This window comes from Streptomyces sp. NPDC020742 (assembly GCF_040641675.1).
Taxonomy (GTDB): domain Bacteria; phylum Actinomycetota; class Actinomycetes; order Streptomycetales; family Streptomycetaceae; genus Streptomyces.
This window is the reverse complement of the sequence record NZ_JBFAEA010000028.1, coordinates 1-20,610: the sequence shown is the minus strand read 5'-3', so window position 1 is coordinate 20,610 and position 20,610 is coordinate 1. Positions and strand designations below refer to the sequence as shown.

General features: G+C 71.3%; 20 protein-coding genes. 4 read left to right on the top strand and 16 right to left on the bottom strand.

Annotated elements, in window-relative coordinates; genetic code table 11:
* Positions 1 to 16: 16 nt before the first annotated feature.
* Positions 17 to 2,014: an NAD-binding protein gene (locus tag AB0G84_RS31145; RefSeq protein WP_361328355.1), complete on the bottom strand. Its 1,998-nt coding sequence runs from the start codon at positions 2,012 to 2,014 to the stop codon at positions 17 to 19.
* 329 nt (positions 2,015 to 2,343) lie between these two features.
* On the opposite strand from AB0G84_RS31145, the gene AB0G84_RS31140 reads away from it, so the two are divergent.
* Positions 2,344 to 3,012, top strand: a complete 669-nt coding sequence (locus AB0G84_RS31140) for a TrkA family potassium uptake protein (RefSeq protein ID WP_361328180.1) — start codon at positions 2,344 to 2,346, stop codon at positions 3,010 to 3,012.
* A complete protein-coding gene (locus AB0G84_RS31135) occupies positions 3,009 to 3,680 on the top strand; it encodes a TrkA family potassium uptake protein (protein WP_361328177.1) in 672 nt (223 codons plus the stop codon). The genes AB0G84_RS31140 and AB0G84_RS31135 overlap by 4 nt, the downstream gene beginning before the upstream one ends.
* Positions 3,681 to 3,764: 84 nt before the next feature.
* On the opposite strand, the gene AB0G84_RS31130 is transcribed toward AB0G84_RS31135, so the two are convergent.
* The 4 genes from AB0G84_RS31130 to AB0G84_RS31115 all read right to left on the bottom strand — a co-directional run bounded on the left by AB0G84_RS31130 (position 3,765) and on the right by AB0G84_RS31115 (position 8,548).
* The gene (locus AB0G84_RS31130; protein ID WP_361328352.1) at positions 3,765 to 4,538 is read right to left on the bottom strand and encodes a DUF3159 domain-containing protein; all 774 of its coding nucleotides are present in this window, start codon (positions 4,536 to 4,538) and stop codon (positions 3,765 to 3,767) included.
* 99 nt (positions 4,539 to 4,637) lie between these two features.
* Positions 4,638 to 5,036 carry an OB-fold nucleic acid binding domain-containing protein gene (locus tag AB0G84_RS31125; protein WP_361328174.1) on the bottom strand — a complete coding sequence of 133 codons (399 nt, stop codon included), beginning with the start codon at positions 5,034 to 5,036 and terminating at the stop codon, positions 4,638 to 4,640.
* A gap of 193 nt (positions 5,037 to 5,229) precedes the next feature.
* Entirely contained in the window at positions 5,230 to 5,913 is a 684-nt protein-coding gene (locus tag AB0G84_RS31120; RefSeq protein ID WP_361328171.1) for a response regulator, read from the bottom strand.
* Positions 5,914 to 5,992: 79 nt separating this feature from the next.
* A complete protein-coding gene (locus AB0G84_RS31115; protein ID WP_361328168.1) occupies positions 5,993 to 8,548 on the bottom strand; it encodes a sensor histidine kinase KdpD in 2,556 nt (851 codons plus the stop codon).
* A gap of 679 nt (positions 8,549 to 9,227) precedes the next feature.
* On the opposite strand from AB0G84_RS31115, the gene AB0G84_RS31110 reads away from it, so the two are divergent.
* Complete coding sequence (locus AB0G84_RS31110) at positions 9,228 to 9,809, top strand: GNAT family N-acetyltransferase (RefSeq protein WP_361328165.1); 582 nt, start codon at positions 9,228 to 9,230, stop codon at positions 9,807 to 9,809.
* A gap of 108 nt (positions 9,810 to 9,917) precedes the next feature.
* Here the strand turns inward: AB0G84_RS31110 and AB0G84_RS31105 are convergent, their stop codons facing one another.
* The 8 genes from AB0G84_RS31105 to AB0G84_RS31070 all read right to left on the bottom strand — a co-directional run bounded on the left by AB0G84_RS31105 (position 9,918) and on the right by AB0G84_RS31070 (position 18,062).
* The gene (locus tag AB0G84_RS31105) at positions 9,918 to 10,595 is read right to left on the bottom strand and encodes an ABC transporter ATP-binding protein (RefSeq protein ID WP_361328348.1); all 678 of its coding nucleotides are present in this window, start codon (positions 10,593 to 10,595) and stop codon (positions 9,918 to 9,920) included.
* Positions 10,596 to 11,258: 663 nt separating this feature from the next.
* Positions 11,259 to 11,927, bottom strand: a complete 669-nt coding sequence (gene kdpC, locus AB0G84_RS31100; RefSeq protein WP_361328162.1) for a potassium-transporting ATPase subunit KdpC — start codon at positions 11,925 to 11,927, stop codon at positions 11,259 to 11,261.
* A 20-nt stretch (positions 11,928 to 11,947) separates the two neighbouring features.
* Complete coding sequence (kdpB, locus tag AB0G84_RS31095; protein ID WP_361328159.1) at positions 11,948 to 14,092, bottom strand: potassium-transporting ATPase subunit KdpB; 2,145 nt, start codon at positions 14,090 to 14,092, stop codon at positions 11,948 to 11,950.
* Positions 14,089 to 15,765 (bottom strand): potassium-transporting ATPase subunit KdpA, encoded by a 1,677-nt coding sequence (gene kdpA, locus AB0G84_RS31090; RefSeq protein WP_361328156.1) that lies wholly within the window; start codon positions 15,763 to 15,765, stop codon positions 14,089 to 14,091. Before kdpA ends, kdpB begins: the two co-directional genes overlap by 4 nt.
* A 7-nt stretch (positions 15,766 to 15,772) precedes the next feature.
* Positions 15,773 to 15,862: a K(+)-transporting ATPase subunit F gene (kdpF, locus tag AB0G84_RS31085; RefSeq protein WP_003982525.1), complete on the bottom strand. Its 90-nt coding sequence runs from the start codon at positions 15,860 to 15,862 to the stop codon at positions 15,773 to 15,775.
* A 322-nt stretch (positions 15,863 to 16,184) separates the two neighbouring features.
* Complete coding sequence (locus AB0G84_RS31080) at positions 16,185 to 16,949, bottom strand: DUF3710 domain-containing protein (RefSeq protein WP_361328153.1); 765 nt, start codon at positions 16,947 to 16,949, stop codon at positions 16,185 to 16,187.
* Between the two features lies 1 nt (position 16,950).
* Positions 16,951 to 17,463: a dUTP diphosphatase gene (gene dut, locus AB0G84_RS31075; RefSeq protein ID WP_361328345.1), complete on the bottom strand. Its 513-nt coding sequence runs from the start codon at positions 17,461 to 17,463 to the stop codon at positions 16,951 to 16,953.
* A gap of 5 nt (positions 17,464 to 17,468) precedes the next feature.
* Positions 17,469 to 18,062 (bottom strand): PaaI family thioesterase, encoded by a 594-nt coding sequence (locus AB0G84_RS31070; protein ID WP_361328150.1) that lies wholly within the window; start codon positions 18,060 to 18,062, stop codon positions 17,469 to 17,471.
* A 58-nt stretch (positions 18,063 to 18,120) separates the two neighbouring features.
* Here AB0G84_RS31070 and AB0G84_RS31065 point away from each other — a divergent pair, with 58 nt between their 5' ends.
* Positions 18,121 to 18,564 (top strand): DUF3093 domain-containing protein, encoded by a 444-nt coding sequence (locus AB0G84_RS31065; protein WP_361328147.1) that lies wholly within the window; start codon positions 18,121 to 18,123, stop codon positions 18,562 to 18,564.
* 21 nt (positions 18,565 to 18,585) lie between these two features.
* On the opposite strand, the gene AB0G84_RS31060 is transcribed toward AB0G84_RS31065, so the two are convergent.
* From AB0G84_RS31060 to AB0G84_RS31050, 3 genes are all read right to left on the bottom strand, one after another.
* Positions 18,586 to 19,326 carry a hypothetical protein gene (locus AB0G84_RS31060; RefSeq protein WP_361328342.1) on the bottom strand — a complete coding sequence of 247 codons (741 nt, stop codon included), beginning with the start codon at positions 19,324 to 19,326 and terminating at the stop codon, positions 18,586 to 18,588.
* 101 nt (positions 19,327 to 19,427) lie between these two features.
* A complete protein-coding gene (locus AB0G84_RS31055; RefSeq protein ID WP_033267328.1) occupies positions 19,428 to 19,727 on the bottom strand; it encodes a DUF4193 domain-containing protein in 300 nt (99 codons plus the stop codon).
* A 539-nt stretch (positions 19,728 to 20,266) separates the two neighbouring features.
* Positions 20,267 to 20,610 (bottom strand): ATP-binding protein (locus tag AB0G84_RS31050; protein WP_361328144.1); only part of this gene is annotated, 344 nt, incomplete at its 5' end.

The following is a 20,610-nucleotide window of genomic DNA, read 5'->3' as shown; positions in this document are numbered from 1 at the left end:
GGCTCCGTGGCGTTCGTCACGTCGGCCCCGGCACGCCCGTGCCCACCGCCCGCGCATGCCGGGAGTGCAGGTCACCGAGCCCTTGGCGGGTGGCGACCAGCAGCACCCGGTCCTGAGGCCGCAGGACGTAGCCGTCGCCCAGTTCGTGCACCAGGCGGGCCGGCTCGCGGTCCTTGTCCTGGGGTGCGGCGGTGGCCGCGGCCTCCGGGTCCGGGTCGTCGGGCGCCGAGGTGTCCACCGCCAGCACCCGCAGCCTGCCCGGCCGCAGGACTTCGCCGACCGTACGGCCCTCCAGTGCGGCATGGCCGCGCACCTCGACCCGGGCGACCAGCAGCACCCGGCGCTCAACCGGAATGGCCCCCAGGATCTGCCGGCCCATCATGGCGCCCGCGAAGGCGGGCGCGGCCAGGAACGAGGTGCTACGGCTGCGGGTCAGGGCCCGGGGGTGGGCGGCGCGCAGGGTGCGGTAGACAGCGGTGGCGAAGCGGTCGTCGAACAGTCGCAGCGTCACCCGCAGCCGGGGGTGGATCGAGCGGGCGTAGAGGGCGGCCTCCAGATTCGTGGTGTCCGAGCTGGTCAGCGCGAGCAGGGTGGCGGCCCGCTCGACCAGTGCGGCCTCCAGCACGCCTTCCTGTGTGACGTCCCCCAGGACGGTGGGCACCCGCAGCCGCCGGGCCAGTGCGATGCCCCGCGCCTCGGGGTCGCCCTCGATGCAGACGACGGGGATGCCCATCTCGTGCAACCGCGCCAGAACCCGGGTGCCGACCTTGCCGAGGCCGAGCAGCACCACATGGCCCGACAGGCCGCGCGGCGGGCGGCGGAGCGCCGAGGCGCTGCGGAAGGTGCCCAGCCCTTCGAACGCCGCGGCGACCAGCACCGGCAGCAGCAACAGCCCGGTCAGCCCGGACAGCAGTTGGAGGATCTTGCGGGGCAGCGGCTCGTCGACCGCCGGATCGTTGATCGCGAAGAGGTCCAGCAGGGTGAGGTAGGCGGCGTGCACGGGCTTCTCGCCGGTGGTGAGCCAGGCGGCGACGGCCAGCGCCAGCACCGCGCCGACGACGCCGGCCAGGGACCAGCGCAGCCGCCGGGAGAAGAGCGAGGCCAGCGGGGCGCCCCGGCCGCGCAGCCCGCGACGGCGCACCCGCCGCCCCGTATAGGAGACGATCTCCAGGACGACGGTGCCACGACCGGCGGCAGCCGAGGCGGCGGCCTCGTCCGGCAGCATCACCGGCCCCTCGTCGGTCAGGCCGTTCCGCGGCGCCTCCGCCGGGGAACCGGCCGCGGCAGGGTCGGCTGCGGAGGCGGAGAGCACCGCCAGGGTGCACAGCCCGGGGGCGTCCGGCCGCCTTGGAGGTTGGGGCATGCGTTCCACGGCCCGCAGCATCAGCCCGTCCGCCTCAATGACCTTGCTGGTCCCGGCGACCGCGGTGGCCACCAGGGCCGGGGCCACGGTGTCGGCGTCGGACAGCACGGTGGTGGAGGCGTCGTCGGCCGGGTCGCTGCCGGGGCCGCTGCCGCCCACTGCCTCCCCGGCGGCCGCCGCGACCGCCGCGGCCTGGTCCAGCAGCTCCTCCAGGTGCTGACCGAGTTTGCGGTTGTAGAGCCGGATGACCAGGCGCAGCCGGGGGTTGAGCCGGCGGGCGCGCAGGGCGGCGTGGATGTTGAGCTCGTCGTCGTCGTAGACCAGCGCCAGCGCCTCCGCCTCGGTGATGCCCGCCGCGTGCAGCGCCGCATCGTCCGGCTGGGCGGACTCCAGGATCCGTAAGGTCTGCTCCGGTGCCTCCCCCTCAGCGTCGGTCGGCGCCTCCGGCGGTGGCGGCGTGGTGCGCGCCATTGCTGCCGAGACCCGGCCGAGCAGTGCGGTGGCCCGACCTAGGGCGCGGGCCGGCGAGGGGATCCTGGGGCGGTGCGGCTCCCGCGCGGAGGGGACGACCAGCGTCACCCGTTCGTCGTAGACGTCCCGGAGCTCGGCGGCCAGCCGGTGTGCGAGCGCATCGTCGCCGCAGACGACCATATGCGGTGTGGGGAAGCCCTGTTGGGGCTGGAGTGGCAGGTTGGGCACGCCTCGTAGCGTGCCTTACGTGCGTCCCTCGGCGCAGCCCGGCGTGGGACGCCGTCGCACCCGTGGTCCGGTCCGCCTCCACGACCTCCCCACCGCGCCCCCTACAGGAAGCGGCATTACGGATACGGTTGTACCGGACCGCGGTGCGACCGGCGCTGCCGCTGCCGCGCCCCGGTCCGTGTCACGAGCTCTGTCCTCGTGTCGCCGGTACTGGGAGTAGAAAGTAGTGAGCAGGGTGTTTGTGCAGGTCAGCGCGCTAGTACAGGGCACGGGGTAACAGCATGCACATCGTCATCATGGGGTGCGGGCGGGTGGGTTCCGCGCTCGCGCAGACCCTGGAGAGCCAGGGGCACACCATCGCGGTGGTCGACCAGGACCCGACCGCGTTCCGCCGCCTGGGCTCGGCCTTCGGCGGCCGGCGGGTGACCGGCGTCGGCTTCGACCAGGACACCCTGCGGGAGGCCGGCATCGAGGAGGCGGGCGCCTTCGCGGCCGTCTCCAGCGGCGACAACTCCAACATCATCGCGGCCCGGGTGGCCCGCGAGATGTTCGGTGTGGAGAACGTCGCGGCGCGCATCTACGACCCGCGCCGCGCCGAGGTCTACCAGCGCCTGGGCATCCCGACCGTCGCCACGGTGCGCTGGACGGCAGATCAGATGCTGCGCCGGCTGCTGCCCTCGGGGGCCGAGCCGCTGTGGCGGGACCCGAGCGGCGCGGTCCAGCTCGCCGAGGTGCACACCGCTCCCTCCTGGGTCGGGCACAAGATCAGCACGCTGCAGGAGGAGACCGGGGTCCGCGTCGCCTTCCTCACCCGGCTGGGCGAGGCGATGCTGCCGACCTCGCAGACGGTGCTGCAGGAGGGCGACCTGGTGCATGTGATGATGCGCGCCGATGAGGTCGAGAAGGTAGAAGCGGCATTCGCCACGGGTCCGGAAGGGGCGCACGCATGAGGGTCGCCATTGCGGGCGCCGGCGCGGTGGGCCGTTCCATCGCCGGTGAGCTGCTGGAGAACGGGCACGAGATCCTGCTTATCGACAAGGCGCCGACCGCCATCTCGGTCGAGCGGGTGCCGCTGGCGGAGTGGCTGCTGGCCGACGCCTGCGAGATCACCTCGCTGGACGAGGCGGCGCTGCAGCGCTGCAACGTCGTGATCGCAGCGACCGGCGACGACAAGGTCAACCTGGTCGTCTCGCTGCTCGCCAAGACCGAGTACGGCGTTCCCCGGGTGGTCGCGCGGGTCAACAACCCGAAGAACGAGTGGCTGTTCAACGAGTCGTGGGGCGTGGACGTCGCGGTCTCGACACCGCGTCTGATGTCGGCGCTGGTCGAGGAGGCGGTGAGCGTCGGCGACCTGGTGCGGCTGCTGCGCTTCAGCCACGGCGACGCCAACCTCGTCGAGCTGACGCTGCCGCCCGAGGCGGCGCTGGCCGGTACCCGGGTGGGCGATGTGGAGTGGCCCGAGGACACCTCGCTGGTCACCATCATCCGCGGCACGCGGGTGCTCACGCCCAACAAGGACGACGCACTGGAGGCGGGCGACGAGCTGCTGTTCGTAGCGGCCCAGTCGCGTGAGGAACAGCTGGAGGACCTGCTGTCGGTCCGGCGGGAGGACGCCTGACGTCCGGCCGCAGGCCGCACATACGCGCCGGGGCCCGGGAACCAAGCGGTTCCCGGGCCCCGGCGCGTGGTCCGTGCGGAGGCGTCAGCGGCGGTGCCGGGCCCGGCCCCGCGGACGGTCGGCGGGCGGCTCGGTCGCGGCCTCCGGCCCGACGTCCCCGTAGAGGTCGCCGGCGGCCTGGTCCAGCGTCTGGCGTTCGGTGCGGCGGCGCTCCTCCGCCTCCTGCTCGGCCTTCTCCTTCGCCTCCATCTCGGCGAAGACGTCGATCGGCGGCGGCGCCTTCACCAGGAAGACCCAGGTGAGGTAGACCGCGAGCAGGAACGGCGGGATCTTCAGCGCGATCAGCACCCAGCCCAGCTGGGTGGTGTCCGCCCACCAGTACAGCGGGAAGAGGATCGCGCACTTGGCGAGCAGGATCAGTCCCCAGGCCCAGCTGGCCTTGGCGTATGCCTTCTTCCGGCCCGGGTTGCGGGTGCGCCAGGAGAGGTTCTCCTTGAACACCGGGCCCAGCATCAGCCCGATCAGCGGGACCCCGGCGAGGGTGGTGATGAGGTACGCCAGGGCCAGCCCGAGGGTGTAGAGCATGCCCGGCAGGTAGAAGTCCTTGGCGTTGCCGGTCATCATCGCGAAGACCACGCCGAAGGCCACCCCGAAGACACCGCTGAAGGCGTGCTTGACGGTGTCCTTGCGGACCAGCCGGACGGCCGCGAGCACCAGCGAGACGGCCAGCGCGGCGATCGCCGAGCTGTGCAGGTCCTTGTTGACCGTGAAGATCGCGACGAACAGCAGACCGGGGACGACGGTCTCCACCATGCCGCGGACGCCGCCGAACGCCTCGAACAGCGCCGCCTCGGTCACCTGTCTGCCGTCGGCACCTTCCTGGGGCGGGGATTCTGCGGAAGCGTCGGTGCCCTGGGGGTCCACGTCGCTGGTCGGTCGGTCGTAAGACGTCACCGGCTACTCCTGTCCGAGCGGTCGGAGTTCGTACTTCGGGTTGAAGAGCACCCGGCGTCCGTGGCTCAAGGAGACCCGGCCCGAGGCGATGAGCTTACGGCCCGGCTCTATCCCGACGATGGAGCGGCGGCCCAGCCACACCACGTCGAGCGCCGCGGAGCCGTCGAACAGCTCCGCTTCGAGCGCGGGCACGCCGGCGCGCGGCCGCAGCGTGACATGCCGCAGGGTGCCGGTGACCTTCACTATCTGGCGGTCGTCGCAGTCGGAGATACGGGTGCACCCCGCGTCCTCCGCGTCCTGCTGCAGCTCGGCGGACTGCAGCTCCTCCTCGGAGGAGGACAGCCTGTCGAGCAGCCGGCGGAAACGACCGGCCGGCTTCTCGGGTCGGGTACCTGCACTCATGGCCCCAGCGTACCGGTGGCCGGACCGCGGGATCACGGTGTCCGGGCCGGTCCGTGGGCCCGCGCACCCGGCGTCGGGGCCCGTCCGTCACTGCTCGAAGTGGAAGTCCGTCCCCGGCTTGGTGAGAGTCCGTACCCGGGCTCGGTGATACGGCATCCCCCGGGAGCCGTCCCCCGGCCCCCGGCCCGGCCCGTCACTGCTCGAAGCGGTAACCCATCCCCGGCTCGGTGATGAAGTGCTTCGGGTGCGAGGGATCGCCCTCCAGCTTGCGGCGGAGCTGGGCCATGTAGACCCGCAGGTAGTTGGTCTCGGTGCCGTACGAGGGGCCCCAGACCTCCTGGAGCAGCTGCTTCTGGCTGACCAGCCGCCCGGCATTGCGGACCAGGACCTCCAGCAGGTGCCACTCCGTGGGGGTGAGGCGGATGTCCCGGCCGTCGCGGTTGACCTTCTTGGCGGCGAGGTCGACGGTGAAGCCCTCGGTCTCCACGATCACCTCGTCGTCGGCCGGGCCGGTCGGCTCGGCCCGGCGCACCGCCGCCCGCAGCCGGGCCAGCAGCTCGTCCATGCCGAAGGGCTTGGTGACGTAGTCGTCCGCGCCCGCGTCCAGCGCCTCCACCTTCTCGTCGGAGGTCTGCCGGGCGGAGAGCACCAGGATCGGCACCCGCGTCCAGCCCCGCAGTCCCTTGATCACCTCGACGCCGTCCATATCGGGCAGGCCGAGGTCAAGGACGATGACGTCGGGGTGGCGGGCGGCGGCGAGCTTGAGGGCGGTGGCCCCGTCGGGGGCGGCGTCGACCTCGTACTTGCGCGCTTTCAGGTTGATCACGAGGGCGCGGACGATCTGCGGCTCGTCATCGACCACAAGCACCCGGTTCACTGGCGTTCTCCTCGTGGTGTCGTCCCCGCACGGGGTGGGCCCGCGGGGTGGCTGGTGAGTGTGGTCCGTACGGCCCGGGTCATGTCGTGACCTGGGCGGGAAGGTCGGGCCTGACCGGCGGCCGGCCGGCGGCGGCCCGGAGGGTGAGGACCATCGTCATCCCGCCTCCGGGGGTGTCCTCGGCGGCGAGGGTGCCGCCCATCGCCTCCGCGAAGCCGCGCGCCACGGCCAGGCCCAGGCCCACACCGGCGCCGCGCGGGGCATCACCGTAGCGCTGGAACGGTTCGAAGATCCGGTCCTTGGCGGTGTCGGGAACGCCCGGGCCGCGGTCGGCGATCCGTAGCTCCACCCGCTCGCCCAGCGCACTGGCGGCGACCAGCACCACCTCGCCGTCCGGGCTGTACTTCACGGCGTTCTCGACGAGGTTGGCGACCGAACGTTCCAGCAGCCCCGGGTCGACCGCGACCATCGGCAGCTCCTCGGGGATGTCGAGGGTGACGCTGCCCTCCGGTACGCCGCCTAGCGCCATCGGGACCACCTCGTCGAGGTCGATCTCACGGATCAGCGGGGTGACCGTGCCGGTCTGCAGCCGGGACATGTCCAGCAGGTTGCCCACCAGGTGGTCCAGTCGGTCCGCGCCCGCCTCGATGCCGGCCAGCAGCTCCGCCTCGTCCTCCGGGGACCAGGCCACGTCGTCCGAGCGCAGGGAGGTGACCGAGGCCTTGATGCCGGCCAGCGGGGTGCGCAGGTCGTGGCTGACCGCGGCCAGCAGCGCCGTCCTGATGCGGTTGCCCTCGGCCAGTTCGCGGGCCCGTTCGGCCTCGCCCACCAGCCGCTGCCGGTCCAGTACGACGGCGGCCTGGGCGGCGAACGCGGCCAGCACCCGGCGGTCCTCCGCCGGCAGCACCCGGCCGGTCAGCGCCAGCGCCATGTGGTCCCCCACCGGCATGTCGACGTCCGCGTCCTCGGGCCGCAGCAGCGGCCGGGCCTCATCGGAGCCGCCGGCCCGGCCGGCACAGGTCCACGGGGCGACATCGCTGCTGCGCTCCAGCAGCGCCACCGTCTCCATGCCGAAGGTCTCGCGCACCCGCTCCAGCAGCGCGTCCAGCGTCGTCTCGCCGCGCAGCACGCTGCCCGCCAGGAAGGAGAGGATCTCCGACTCGGCGCGCAGCCGGGCGGCCTGGTGGGTGCGGCGCGCGGCGAGGTCCACCACAGAGGCGACGGCCACCGCCACCGCGAAGAAGATCACGATGGCGACGATGTTCTTGGGGTCGCTGACCGTGAGGGTGTGGGTGGGCGGGGTGAAGTAGAAGTTCAGCAGCAGGGAGCCGACCGCGGCCGAGGCCAGCGCCGGCAGCTGTCCGCCGAGCAGCGCGGCCAGGACGGTCAGGAACAGGAACAGCAGGACGTCATTGGCGAGCCCGGGGCCGTTGGCGATGCTGGTCAGCAGCAGCGAGAGCAGCGCGGGTCCGACGACGCCGACGAGCCAGCCGGCGATGATCCGGGTCCGGCCCAGCCGCGCACCGCGCGCTACCGGCAGCCCCCGGCCCTTGGCGACCTCGTCGTGGGTGACGATGTGCACGTCGAGGTCGGGTCCGGAGTCGCGGGCGACGGTCGCGCCCACGCCCGGCCCGAAGATGTACTGCCAGGCCTTGCGGCGGCTGGACCCGAGCACGATCTGGGTGGCGTTGACGCCGCGCGCGAACTCCAGCAGCGCGCTCGGTATGTCGTCGCCGATGACGTGATGGAACGTCCCGCCCAGGTCCTCGACCAGGGTCCGCTGGACGGCGAGCTCCTTGGGCGAGGCCGAGGTCAGCCCGTCACTGCGGGCTATGTAGACGGCGAGCACCTCGCTGCCCGAGCCCTTGGCCGCCATCCGGGCGGCGCGACGGATGAGCGTCCGCCCCTCGGGCCCACCCGTCAGCCCCACCACGATCCGCTCCCGCGCCTGCCAGGTGGAGCGGATGGAGTGCTCGGCCCGGTACTCCTGGAGGTACTCGTCCACCCGGTCGGCGACCCACAGCAGCGCCAGTTCGCGCAACGCCGTGAGGTTGCCCGGGCGGAAGTAGTTGGAGAGGGCGGCGTCCACCTTGTCGGGCTGATAGATGTTGCCGTGGGCCATCCGCCGGCGGATAGCCTGCGGGGTCATGTCGACCAGCTCGATCTGGTCGGCCCGGCGGACCACCTCGTCCGGAACGGTCTCGCGCTGCCGGACACCCGTTATCGACTCGACGACGTCCCCGAGCGACTCCAAGTGCTGGATGTTCACCGTCGAGATCACATCGATCCCGGCTTCCAGCAGCTCCTCGATGTCCTGCCAACGCTTCTGGTTGCGCGAACCGGGCACGTTGGTGTGGGCCATCTCATCGACGAGCGCCACGGCAGGCTTGCGTTCCAGCACCGCATCGACGTCCATTTCGGTGAACCGGGTGTCGCGGTACTCCAGCTCCCGGCGCTGGATCTGCTCCAGGCCGTGCAGCATGACCTCGGTGCGGGGCCGGCCGTGGTGCTCGACGAACGCCACCACGACGTCCGTTCCCCGCTCCACGCGCCGGTGTGCCTCGGACAGCATCGCGTACGTCTTGCCGACGCCCGGTGCCGCACCGAGATATATCCGTAGCTTGCCGCGTGCCATGGCCCCATTGTCTTACGTGAAGGCCGCCCCCACCGGGCTGGACCTGCTGCGACCCTACCGACCGACCAAGGGGACAAAAGCCCCAGGTAACGACTACGCGCCCGGTCTTGACGCGACTCTGATACTGCGACGGCACGGGACAGGGCAACGGTCATGGGAAGCAGGTGGGGCGGGCCGGCCTGTCGCTTCGGCCGACGGGGACGCGGGGAAGCCGGCAACACCACCCGTACGGGTAGGGCGCCTCCGGGCGGGCACCGCCCACCGAGATGCCGGCGCGCCTCCGGCCGTTCCGGAACCGGCTTCGCGGACCGGCCCTTCCCGCACGCCCCTTCGCGGACCGGTCCAAGCCGCACCGGCCTTCGCGGACCGGTCCAAGCCGCACCGGCCCTTCGCTGACCAGCCCTTCCGGCGGGCGCCGCGCGAAGAGGTACGCGACGCCCGCCGTGGCGGCCGGCCGGCCGCCCGGTCCGGGCACCGCACCCGCTCCGGCACCGCGGTGGGGCGGGCGATCCGGCGGCACGGCGGACCCGGTCCTGTCCCATGACAACGGACCCACTCCCCCAGTACCACTCCAACCCTCCTTCCCTGACGCATCACTGACGGCCTACGGCTACCGCTGCTCCTGCTTCTGCTTCTGCTTCTGCGGCTGTTACACCGTCCCGGCTGCGACCATGCCCGTATGACCGACGCTCATCCGACGGCGGCGCCCCTGCCCGCGTCGCCCCGCACCGCGACCCTCCGCATCGCCCACACCGCGGATCTGGACCCCGCCACCCGCCGGGCGGCCCGTGCCCTCCTCTATGACGTCTTCGACGACATGACCACCGAGGACTGGGAACACGCCCTCGGCGGACTGCACGCCCTGATCCACGAAGACGGCGAGCTGATCGGCCATGCGTCCGTCGTCCAACGGCGGCTGCTGCACGGCGGCCGGGCGCTGCGCTGCGGCTATGTCGAGGGGGTGGGCGTCCGCGCGGACCGGCGCGGACGCGGCCATGGCGCGGCCCTGATGGACGCTCTGGAACGGGTGATCCACGACGGTTACGACCTCGGCGGCCTCGGCGCCTCCGACGAGGCCGCCGCCTTCTACGCGGCCCGCGGCTGGGAGCTCTGGCGCGGCGCCTCATGGGCGCTCACACCAGACGGCCTCCGGCGTACCGCCGACGAGGACGGATGCATCTATGTGCTGCCCACCCCGGCGGTCCCGCTCACCCTCGACGCTGACCTCACCTGCGACTGGCGCGACGGCGACGTCTGGTGACCGCTGCCGGGTGACGGGCAGCACGCCGCGCCCCGGCCGCACGCCGGCCGCAGGCCGCGCCCCGGCCGCACGCCCCGCCCCTGCGGCACCGTACGCCGGTGCACCCGGTCAGCTCCGCGGCTGCTCCGTTATCAGCCCGTCGTTCAGCTCCAGGACCCGGTCGGCGAGACCGAGGAGGTTTGTGTCGTGGGTGGCGACCAGCGCCGTGACGCCCTCGCTGCGGACCACCGCGCGCAACAGCTCCATCACCTCCATACCGGTGTCCGCGTCCAGTTGGCCGGTCGGTTCATCGGCGAGCAGCAGGGCGGGGCGGTTGGCCAGGGCGCGGGCGATGGCGACGCGCTGCTGCTGGCCGCCGGAGAGTTCACCGGGCCGCTGCTCGGCGTGGTCGGCGAGGCCCACCAGCGACAGCAGCAGGGCGACGCGCTCCTCGCGCTCCCGCGGAGGGACCTTGCGCAGCCGCAGCGGCACCCCGACGTTCTCGGCGGCGCTGAGTATCGGGATCAGCCCGAAGGACTGGAACACAAAGCCGATCTGGTCGCGCCGCATCTCCAGCAGCTCGCTCTCCCCGAGGCCGCCGAGCGGGGTGCCGTCGACGGTGACCCGCCCGGAGTCGGGGGTGTCCAGGCCGCCGATGAGGTTGAGCAGCGTGGTCTTGCCGGATCCGGAACGGCCGCGCAGCGCGACCAGTTCGCCGCGCGGGACGCGGCAGTTCACCCCGCGTAGGGCGGCCACGGCGCGGGCGCCCTCGCCATAGCCGCGCTGCAGGTCCTCGACCACGACCATGGCATCGATCGTCGCCGCCCCGGCCGCCGTCGGCTCCGCGCCGCTGCCGGTGGTCTTCCTCGCTGTGCCCCTGTCGTTCATGGTGTGCCCACTCCCCCGTGTCCGTTCCTGCGTCTGTGCGCGTCCGCCGCTAGGTGCGTAGGCGCCTGGGTCCGCGTCCTCGTCTCCCGCATTCCGCGTCGCCCTCCCCGCGTACGGCACCGGCTTCTCCTGCATTTCGCTCGGCGTCCCCTACGCGCCGGCCTCCCCCTCGTTCCGAATCAAGCCCCCCTGTCTTCCACACCAACGCCCCCGCCTTCCTGGTCAACTCCCGCTGGAAGGCGGCCCCTTGTTCCATTCGGCGAATCGACCCCGGCCTCTCCGGACCCGCGCCGCCTGCCGGTTGCGCCAGTATGCGTACCGCGCGGTTCGGCAGACAACGCCTGTGGAAAACTCCCGGACCGTTTCCGGATCGCCCCGGTCGGCTCCGGCCCAGCCCCGCTCCGCCCCCCAGCCCGCCCCAGTCCCGCCCTGCCCCGCTCTGCCCCTGGCTCCGGCCCCAGCCTCGCCCTCGGCCCGTTCCCGCCCCGCGCTCCGCACGGCAGGACCGGCAAGGACACGGCATGCGGCGGCGGCCCCCGAGGAACTCCCCGGAGGCCGCCGCCCACCTGCTCCGCCGCGCGATCAGCCCTTGCCGTGGCTGCGCACCAGGTCCTTCAGCGCGATGTTCAACTGCAGGACGTTCACCCGCGGTTCCCCCATGAAGCCGAGCTGCCGGCCGTCGGTGTGGTCCTCGACCAGCTTCCGCACCGCGCCGGCGGGCAGCTGGTTCTCCCCGGCGACCCGGTCGGCCTGCAGCCGGGCGAACTCCGGAGAGATGTCCGGGTCCAGGCCGGAGCCAGAGGACGTCACCGCGTCCGCCGGGACCTTGGACTCCGGCACGCCGTACGTCTCCGAGACCCACTTCTTGCGCTCCTTCACCGCCTTGGTGAGGTCGGTGTTGGTGGCGCCCAGGTTGGAGGCACCGGAGACCTGGAGGTCGTACTGGGTGTTGACGCCGTTGGTCTTGTTGCTGCCCAGCCCAGCCGACGGGCGGGGCTGGAAGAACCGCAGGTCCGGGACCGGGTTGCCGGCCTTGTCCATCCCCTTGTCGTAACGCTGCCCGAGCAGCGCCGAACCGACGGTCCGGCCGTGGGACGTCACCTCCGACCCATTGGCCTTGCCGGAGAAGGCCGCCTGCGCCACTCCGGTGACCACCAGCGGGTAGAGGACCCCGCAGACCACGGTCAGGACGAGGAGGGCGCGCAGCCCGGCCCCGAGCAACCGGGCGGTGTTGCGTACCGAGTTGTTCATGTCGGTCACCAAATCCTGAATCAGTGCAGCCCGGGGATGAGGGAGATGAGCAGATCGATCAGCTTGATGCCGATGAACGGGGCGATCAGGCCGCCGAGCCCATAGACGGCGAGGTTGCGGCGCAGCATCCGGTCCGCGCTGACCGGGCGGTACTGCACGCCCTTGAGGGCGAGCGGGACCAGCGCGACGATGATCAGCGCATTGAAGATGATCGCCGAGAGGATCGCGGAGTTGGGGCTGGACAGCCGCATGATGTTGAGGGTGTCCAGGCCCGGATAGGCCACCGCGAACATCGCCGGGATGATCGCGAAGTACTTCGCGACGTCGTTGGCGATCGAGAAGGTCGTCAGCGCGCCCCGGGTGATGAGCAGTTGCTTGCCGATCTCGACGATCTCGATGAGCTTGGTCGGGTTGGAGTCCAGGTCCACCATGTTCCCGGCCTCCTTGGCGGCCGAGGTGCCGGTGTTCATCGCCACGCCGACGTCCGCCTGGGCCAGCGCCGGCGCGTCGTTGGTGCCGTCGCCGGTCATCGCGACCAGCTTGCCGCCGGCCTGTTCGCGCTTGATGAGCGCCATCTTGTCCTCGGGCGTGGCCTCGGCGAGGAAGTCGTCCACCCCCGCCTCATCGGCGATGGCCTTGGCCGTCAGCGGGTTGTCGCCCGTGATCATCACGGTCTTGATGCCCATCTTGCGCAGTTCGACGAACCGCTCGCGCATGCCGTCCTTGACGACGTCCTTGAGGTGGATGACCCCCAGGACCCGCGGGCCGTGCTCGTCCTCCAGCGCCACCAGCAGCGGGGTGCCGCCGGCCTGGGAGATGGCGTCGGTCAGCTGCTGGGCGTCGTCGGCGACCTCGCCACCGCGCTCCTTGACCCACGCCATGACCGAACCGGAGGCGCCCTTACGGATCTTGCGGCCGTCGACGTCCACGCCCGACATCCGGGTCTGTGCGGTGAACGGGATCCACTCCGCGTCCACCAGCTCACCCTGGTGCCGTTCGCGCAGGCCGTACTTCTCCTTGGCGAGGACGACGATGGAACGTCCCTCGGGGGTCTCGTCGGCGAGCGAGGAGAGCTGGGCGGCATCCGCGACCTCGGCCTCGGTGGTGCCGCGGACCGGGACGAACTCGGCCGCCTGGCGGTTGCCGAGGGTGATGGTGCCGGTCTTGTCCAGCAACAGCGTCGAGACGTCGCCGGCGGCCTCGACGGCTCGGCCGGACATCGCCAGGACATTGCGCTGGACCAGCCGGTCCATGCCGGCGATGCCGATGGCCGAGAGCAGGGCGCCGATGGTCGTCGGGATCAGGCAGACCAGCAGCGCGAGCAGCACGATCATGGGCTGCTCGGCGCCCGCGTAGATCGCGAACGGCTGGAGGGTGACCACCGCCAGCAGGAAGACGATGGTGAGCGAGGCCAGCAGGATGTTCAGCGCGATCTCGTTGGGGGTCTTCTGCCGCGCGGCGCCCTCGACGAGGTTGATCATCCGGTCGATGAAGGTCTCGCCGGGCTTCGTCGTGATCTTGATGACGATGCGGTCGGACAGCACCTTCGTACCGCCGGTCACCGCGGAGCGGTCTCCGCCCGACTCCCGGATGACCGGCGCCGATTCACCGGTGATCGCCGACTCGTCGACCGACGCGACGCCTTCGACGACATCGCCGTCACCGGGGATGATGTCGCCGGCCTCGCAGACGACCAGGTCACCGATGCGCAGCTCGGTGCCGGGGATCTGCTGCTCCGTCGCACCGTCGAGCCGGCGCGCCACGGTGTCGGTCTTGGCCTTGCGCAGGGTGTCGGCCTGCGCCTTGCCGCGGCCCTCGGCGACCGCCTCAGCCAGGTTGGCGAAGAGGACGGTCAGCCACAGCCAGACGGCGATCGCCCAGCCGAACCAGTCCGAGGGGGACATCACGGCGAAGATCGTGGTCAGCACGGAGCCGACCTCGACCACGAACATCACGGGGGACTTGACCATCACCCGTGGGTCGAGCTTGCGTATCGCGTCCGGGAAGGACGTGATCAGCTGCTTGGGGTCGAAGAGACCGCCGCCCACCCGTCCGTCGCCGGGCTTGTGCCCGCTGGGGACGTCCTGGTGCGGGGCGCGGGTCGGAGTAGCTGTCGAGCTGGAGGCCATGGAGCCCGGCTCCTCTGGTTTCACAGGGGTGGTCATGACAGGCCCTCCGCCAGCGGCCCGAGGGCCAGCGCCGGGAAGTAGGTCAGACCGGTGATGATCAGGATCGTGCCGACCAGCAGCCCGGCGAAGAGCGGCTTTTCGGTACGCAGGGTGCCCGCGGTCTCCGGGATCGGCTTCTGCTCGGCGAGCGAGCCGGCCAGGGCGAGCACGAACACCATCGGCAGGAAGCGGCCGAGCAGCATCGCCAGACCGATCGCGGTGTTATACCAGGGCGTGTTGGCGTTCAGGCCCGCGAAGGCGGAGCCGTTGTTGTTGGCGCCGGAGGTGAACGCGTAGAGCACCTCGGAGAAACCGTGCGAGCCCGCACCCAGCGCCTTGGTGTTGAGCATCGAGCCCAGCGCGTCCGGCAGCACCATCGACACCGCGGTGAAGCCGAGCACCAGCGTCGGGGTGATGAGGATGTAGCAGGCGGCCAGCTTGATCTCGCGGGTGCCGATCTTCTTGCCCAGGTACTCGGGCGTACGGCCCACCATCAGGCCAGCGATGAACACCGCGATGATCGCCATGACCAGCATGCCGTAGAGGCCGGAGCCCACACCGCCGGGCGCGATCTCACCGAGCATCATGCCGAGCAGCTGGATGCCGCCGCCGAAGGCGGTGAAGGAGGAGTGGAAGGAGTCCACCGCCCCGGTGGAGGTGAGGGTGGTGGCCACCGAGAAGATCGCGGAGGAGCCGACGCCGAAGCGGGTCTCCTTGCCCTCCATGGCGGCACCCGCGGCCTGCAGGGCCGGCCCGCCGTGCGCGAACTCGGTCCACATCATCAGCGCGGTGAAGCCGAGCCAGATGATGCCCATGGTGGCCAGCACGGCGTAGCCCTGCTTCACATTGCCGACGAGCCTGCCGAACGTGCGGGTCATCGCGAACGGGATGACCAGGATCAGGAAGATCTCGAAGAGGTTGGTGAAGGCGTTGGGGTTCTCGAAGGGATGGGCGGAGTTGGCGTTGAAGTAGCCGCCTCCGTTGGTGCCCAGCTCCTTGATGACCTCCTGGGAGGCCACCGCGCCGCCGTTGGTCTGCTGGGAGCCGCCCATGAACTGGCCGACCTCGTGGATGCCGGAGAAGTTCTGGACGGCACCGCAGGCGACCAGGACGAGCGCACCGACGACCGCGATCGGGACCAGCACCCGTACGGTGCCGCGGACCAGGTCGGCCCAGAAGTTCCCCAGTTCGCCGGTGCGGGACCGGGCGAAGCCGCGGACCAGGGCGATGGCGACGGCCATACCGGTGGCGGCGGAGACGAAGTTCTGCACGGCCAGGCCGGCGGTCTGCACGACGTGGCCCATGGCCTGCTCGCCGCTGTAGGACTGCCAGTTGGTGTTGGCGACGAACGACGCCGCGGTATTGAACGCCTGGTCCGGGCTGATCGAGGCGAAGCCGAGGGAGAGCGGCATGCTGCCCTGGACCCGCTGGAGCAGGTAGAGGAAGAGCACACCCGCCGCGGAGAACGCCAGGACCCCGCGCAGGTACGCGGGCCAGCGCATCTCCGTGTCCGCGTGGGCGCCGATGCAGCGGTAGATGACCTTCTCGATGCGGAGGTGCTTGGGAGAGCGGTAGACGGCGGCCATGTAGTCGCCGAGGGGGCGGTACGCCAGGGCCAGCGCCGCGACGAGCGCTATCAGCTGGAGCACGCCTGCGAGGACGGGGCTCATACGGTGCTCAGAACCTCTCCGGGAAGACGAGGGCGAGGACCAGGTAGCCCAGCAGGGCGACGGCGACGATCAGGCCGACGACGTTCTCGATGGTCATAGCTTCGTCACCCCCTTGGCGACGAGGGCCACCAGCGCGAACACCGCGATCGTGACGACGACGAAGGCCACGTCGGCCATCGTGTGCTCCTAGAGGGGAGGCGGATCAGGACTCCCACAGCAAAGCGCCCATCCGATGCCGCCGGAACGGCGTTGACGCCTCCCTTACGGCCATTAGCGCCCCGTTGACGGAACCCATACGCGTCCCGATCTGACCTGCGCAAACGACAAGGGCCCGCACCCCTCAGAAGGGGGTACGGGCCCTTGCGAGCGTCACGTTCCAGCCGTCGTCGGGGCGCCGCGGCGCCCCGACCTCGGAGGTGTCAGCGGATCTCGGTGATCTCCGGTCCGCGCTCCAGCCGGTCCACGCCACCGCCGAAGCGGGACTGCTCGGCCGAGTCCTGCTGGACGCCGTCCGGGACCATCTGGGCGTCGTCCGGCAGCTTCAGGACGATCGGGTCCCTCGGCGCCATCGGGCCTTCGCCCCGGACGATGACGGTGTCCCGGAAGATGTGCTCCAGCACACCGGCGGCCTGCGGCTGCACCGCGCCCTGGCCGGAGATCACTCCGCGCAGGAACCACCGGGGGCCGTCGACGCCGACGAACCGCACGACCTGCACGCCGTTCGTACCGTCCGGCAGCTGGACCGGCACCTGGGCGCGCAGCTCCCAGCCCAGCGGCCCCTCGACCACGTCCACGACACCGCCCTGCTGGGTGATGCCGGTCGCGATCTCCTCGCGGACCTCCGCCCAGATCCCCTCGTTCCGGGGGGCGGCGAACGCCTGCAGCTGTACGGCGCTGTCCTGCAGCACCACCGTCGCGGCGACGATCGCGTCACCGGCGACCTCCACCCGCAGCTCCATGCCCTCGACACCGGGCACGAAGAGCCCACCGAGGTCCACCCGGCCCTCGCCGGGATCATGGACCTCCGACACGTCCCACGGGCCGTCGGGGCGCGGGGCGGGCGGCAGGCTGAGCCGCTCCTGCTCCGCCTCGTCCTCGTCGGCGTCGCTCACCGCTCGCTCGTCGAGCGTGGTGTCCTCGGCCAGCTCTTCAGGAGCCTCGTTCTTCTTGCGACGTCCGAACACGTCACTGTCCTTCCCGGTCGGCACCGACCGATGCGTATTCATTCCCGCCCGTGGAGCCGTCCACCGCCGCATGACCGCCGGTGGAACCGAATCCCCCCTCGGCCCGCGCCGAGCCGGGAAGTTCCGCCACCTCGTGGAAGCGCACCTTCTCGACCTGCTGGACGACCAGTTGGGCGATCCGGTCCAATCGTTCGAACCGCACACTCTCGCGCGGGTCCAGATTGACCACGATCACCTTGATCTCTCCACGGTACCCGGCATCCACCGTCCCGGGGGCATTCACCAGCGCCAGTCCGCAGCGCGCTGCCAGCCCGGACCGCGGGTGGACAAAAGCCGCATACCCATCGGGCAGGGCGATGGACACCCCGGTCGGCAGCACGGCGCGCTCCCCCGGCGCCAGCTCGGCCGCCTCGGTGGTCACCAGATCCACCCCCGCGTCGCCCGGATGCCCGTACGACGGGACGGGCACGTCCGGGTCCAGCCGCCGCAGCAGCACATCCACGGGATTCCGCACCTGACTCACGGGTTCACCTCGAAGGCACGCGCTCGCTTGGCCTGGTCCGGGTCGGACATCGCCGCCTGGATCTCCTCGGCCCTTCCGTTCTCGATGAAGTGGTCAACCTTCACCTCGATGAAGACGGCCTCGGCACGCACCGCCACCGGGCCGTCCGGCGCGCCTATCCGCCCCACTGCCGTCGAGTAGATCTTCCGCCCGTGCACCGCGGTGACCCGCGCATCCAGATGGAGCACGGTGCCCAGCGGCACCGGCCGTACGAAGTCGGTCTCCAGCCGGCCGGTCACCGCGATCACCCGCAGCAGCCAGTTCAGCGAGCCGAGCGTCTCGTCCAGCGCGGTGGCCAGCACCCCGCCGTGCGCCAGGCCGGGAGCGCCCTGGTGGGCCTCCTTGACGGTGAACTCGGCCCGTACGCTCACCCCCTCGCCGGCCCGCGCCTCCAGGTGCAGCCCGTGCGGCTGTCCGGTGCCACAGCCGAAGCAGCGGTCGTAGTGCGCGCCGAGGAGTTCGCCGGGCGCCGGCGCGTCGGCGTGCCGGGCCGGGGCCACGGCGTCCTTCGGAGGCACGAGCCGCGCCCTGGGTTCGTCAGTTCCACTCACGAGTGCAGACCCTACCCGCGCGCGTAAGGGGCCCGTGCCGCCGTGCCAAGCTGGAGCCATGCAGTCGTACGAGGAACGCCTCACCGCACCCCGGTCCTGGTGGGTGATCGCCGCACTGATCGGCGTCGCCTGCGCCCTGATGCTGCTCCCGGTGGGGACGCTGCCGATGCTCGGCGGGCTGATCGGCGGCGCGGCGCTCTCGGCGGTGGCGGTGAGCTCGTACGGCTCGGCGCGGATCCGGGTGGTGGGCGGTGCGCTGATCGCCGGCGAGGCGAAGATCCCGGTATCGGCCCTGGGCCGGGCCGAGGTGCTGGATGCCGACGCGGCGCTGGCATGGCGGACGCACAAGGCCGACGCCCGGGCGTTCATGCTGCTGCGCAGCTACATCCGTACCGCGGTGCGGGTGGAGATCGCGGATCCCGACGACCCCACGCCCTACGCCTACCTCTCGACGCGGCAGCCGGAGCGCCTGGTGGCGGCGCTGACGGCGGTACGCGACTGACCTGGGCTCCCGGGGCCGGCGTCAGCCGTCGAGGGCGGGAGGGGCGTCCCAGGGGATCTGCCGCCTGCGCAGGTCCTTGCGGATCTTCTGCGCCAGCCTCCTGGTGTCGCGGCGGTTCATGAAGGCACCGACGGCGGCGCCGACCAGGAACGGCGTGAGGTTGGGGAGGTTGCGCAGGGTGCGCTTCATGATCTGCTGGCGCAGTTCGCGCTTCATCTGCCCGCCGAGGGCGATGTTCAGCGAGGCCGGTGCGGCGAGGTCGATGCCCCGCTCCTCGGTCCAGGAGGTCAGATAGGCCATCGCACGCTGCCGGAAGGTGCCCGGCGGCCGGAGTCCGTAGACCTCGTGCAGTTCGGCGATGAGTTTGATCTCGACCGAGGCCACACCGGTGACCTCGGCGGCCAGCTCGGCCGGCATGGCGGGCGGTACGGGCAGCATCGCTGCCGCACCGACGCCCGCGCCGACGGTGGCGGTGCCCGCACAGGCGCCCGCGACCAGCTTGTCCGCCAGCTCCTCGGGGGTCAGGCCGGGGAACTGTGCGCGGAGGGTGCCGAGGTCGCGGACCGGGATCCGCGGGGCGGTGGCGATGATCCGGTCGGCGATCACGGCTAGCCACGCCCGCACCCGGCTCCGCTGCCGGGCGTCGCCCGCTCCGGCCGCGCCGGTGTCGCCCATGGCTTCGAGCGAGGCCGTACGGCCTCGCCCCTCCAGCGGCACACCGGCCGTCCGCTCCGCGGGAAGGGCGGTCGGGTCGGCGGGCACGGGCGCGGTTTCGTCGCGTGATCGTGCGCCGGCCGCCGAGCCGCGGACGCCCTTGGCGCCCTTACGGAACGGGTTCACGCCTGTCACGGCGTAGGCCGGTCTCAGGCCGCGCAGTCGCGGCAGATCGGCTGACCGTTCTTCTCCTCCGCCAGCTGGCTGCGGTGGTGGACCAGGAAGCAGCTCATGCAGGTGAACTCATCCTGCTGCTTGGGCAGCACGCGCACCGCGAGCTCTTCGTTGGAAAGGTCCGCACCGGGCAGCTCAAGGCCCTCGGCCTGCTCGAACTCGTCGACGTCGACGGCCGAGGCGGACTTGTCGTTCCGCCGCGACTTCAGCTCTTCAATGCTGTCCTCGTTGAGGTCGTCGTCGGTCTTGCGTGGGGTGTCGTAATCCGTAGCCATTTTCGCTCTCCCCCTCTGGGTGTCTGCGGTGTCTCAGCGCTCGTAACGCGTGAGAGGCCGGACTTTGTGCCCGACCTGAGGCGGAGATTTTGCCTCACATCAAGGTCTGTTACTCAATCGACACCCAACCGCACCCCTGAAGAGGTGATCGGTTTGGATGGCGATCAGGACCGTACACGGTCCGAATGTCGCACCTCGCGCAGCCCATCACCTGTACTTCCCGTGATCCCACCCCCGGGAAACCCGGACGTCCCCGGCATTCCACCAGGCATTTTGATCACAGAACGTAGATGGCCGGAAATTCGCGCCTGTGAGAGATCACACACGCACAGCCCGGCACGAGGACCGGTGCAATTCCGCGCAAAGCGAACGTGGCGAAGGATCCCCGCCCACCCCCCGTTTCGTCAAACCGGGAGGCAGAGCGGCGTACGCCCGCGAGACGGGCGATCGTACGCACAGATGTCCTGCGACCTCGCACCGGGGTGGCCGGCCGCTCCTGCGGGCGTACAGCCCCCGTGCGGCCGGCCCGGAGCGGCAGGTCAGAGGGGGAGGACGACGCGCATGTCCAAGCCGCCGCCCTCACGGGGTACGGCGGTGATGGTCCCGTCATGGGCCCGCACCACCGAGCGGACGATGGACAACCCCAACCCCACACCCTTGTCACTACCGGTCCGCTCGGTCCGCAACCGCCGGAACGGCTCGAAGAGATTCTCCACCTCATACGCCGGCACCACCGGCCCCGTATTGGACACCACCAACACCGCACACCCCGACTGCGGCTCCGTAGCCACCTCCACCCAACCCCCCTCCGGCACGTTGTACCGCACCGCGTTCTGCACCAGATTCAACGCGATCCGCTCCAACAACACCCCATTGCCCTGCA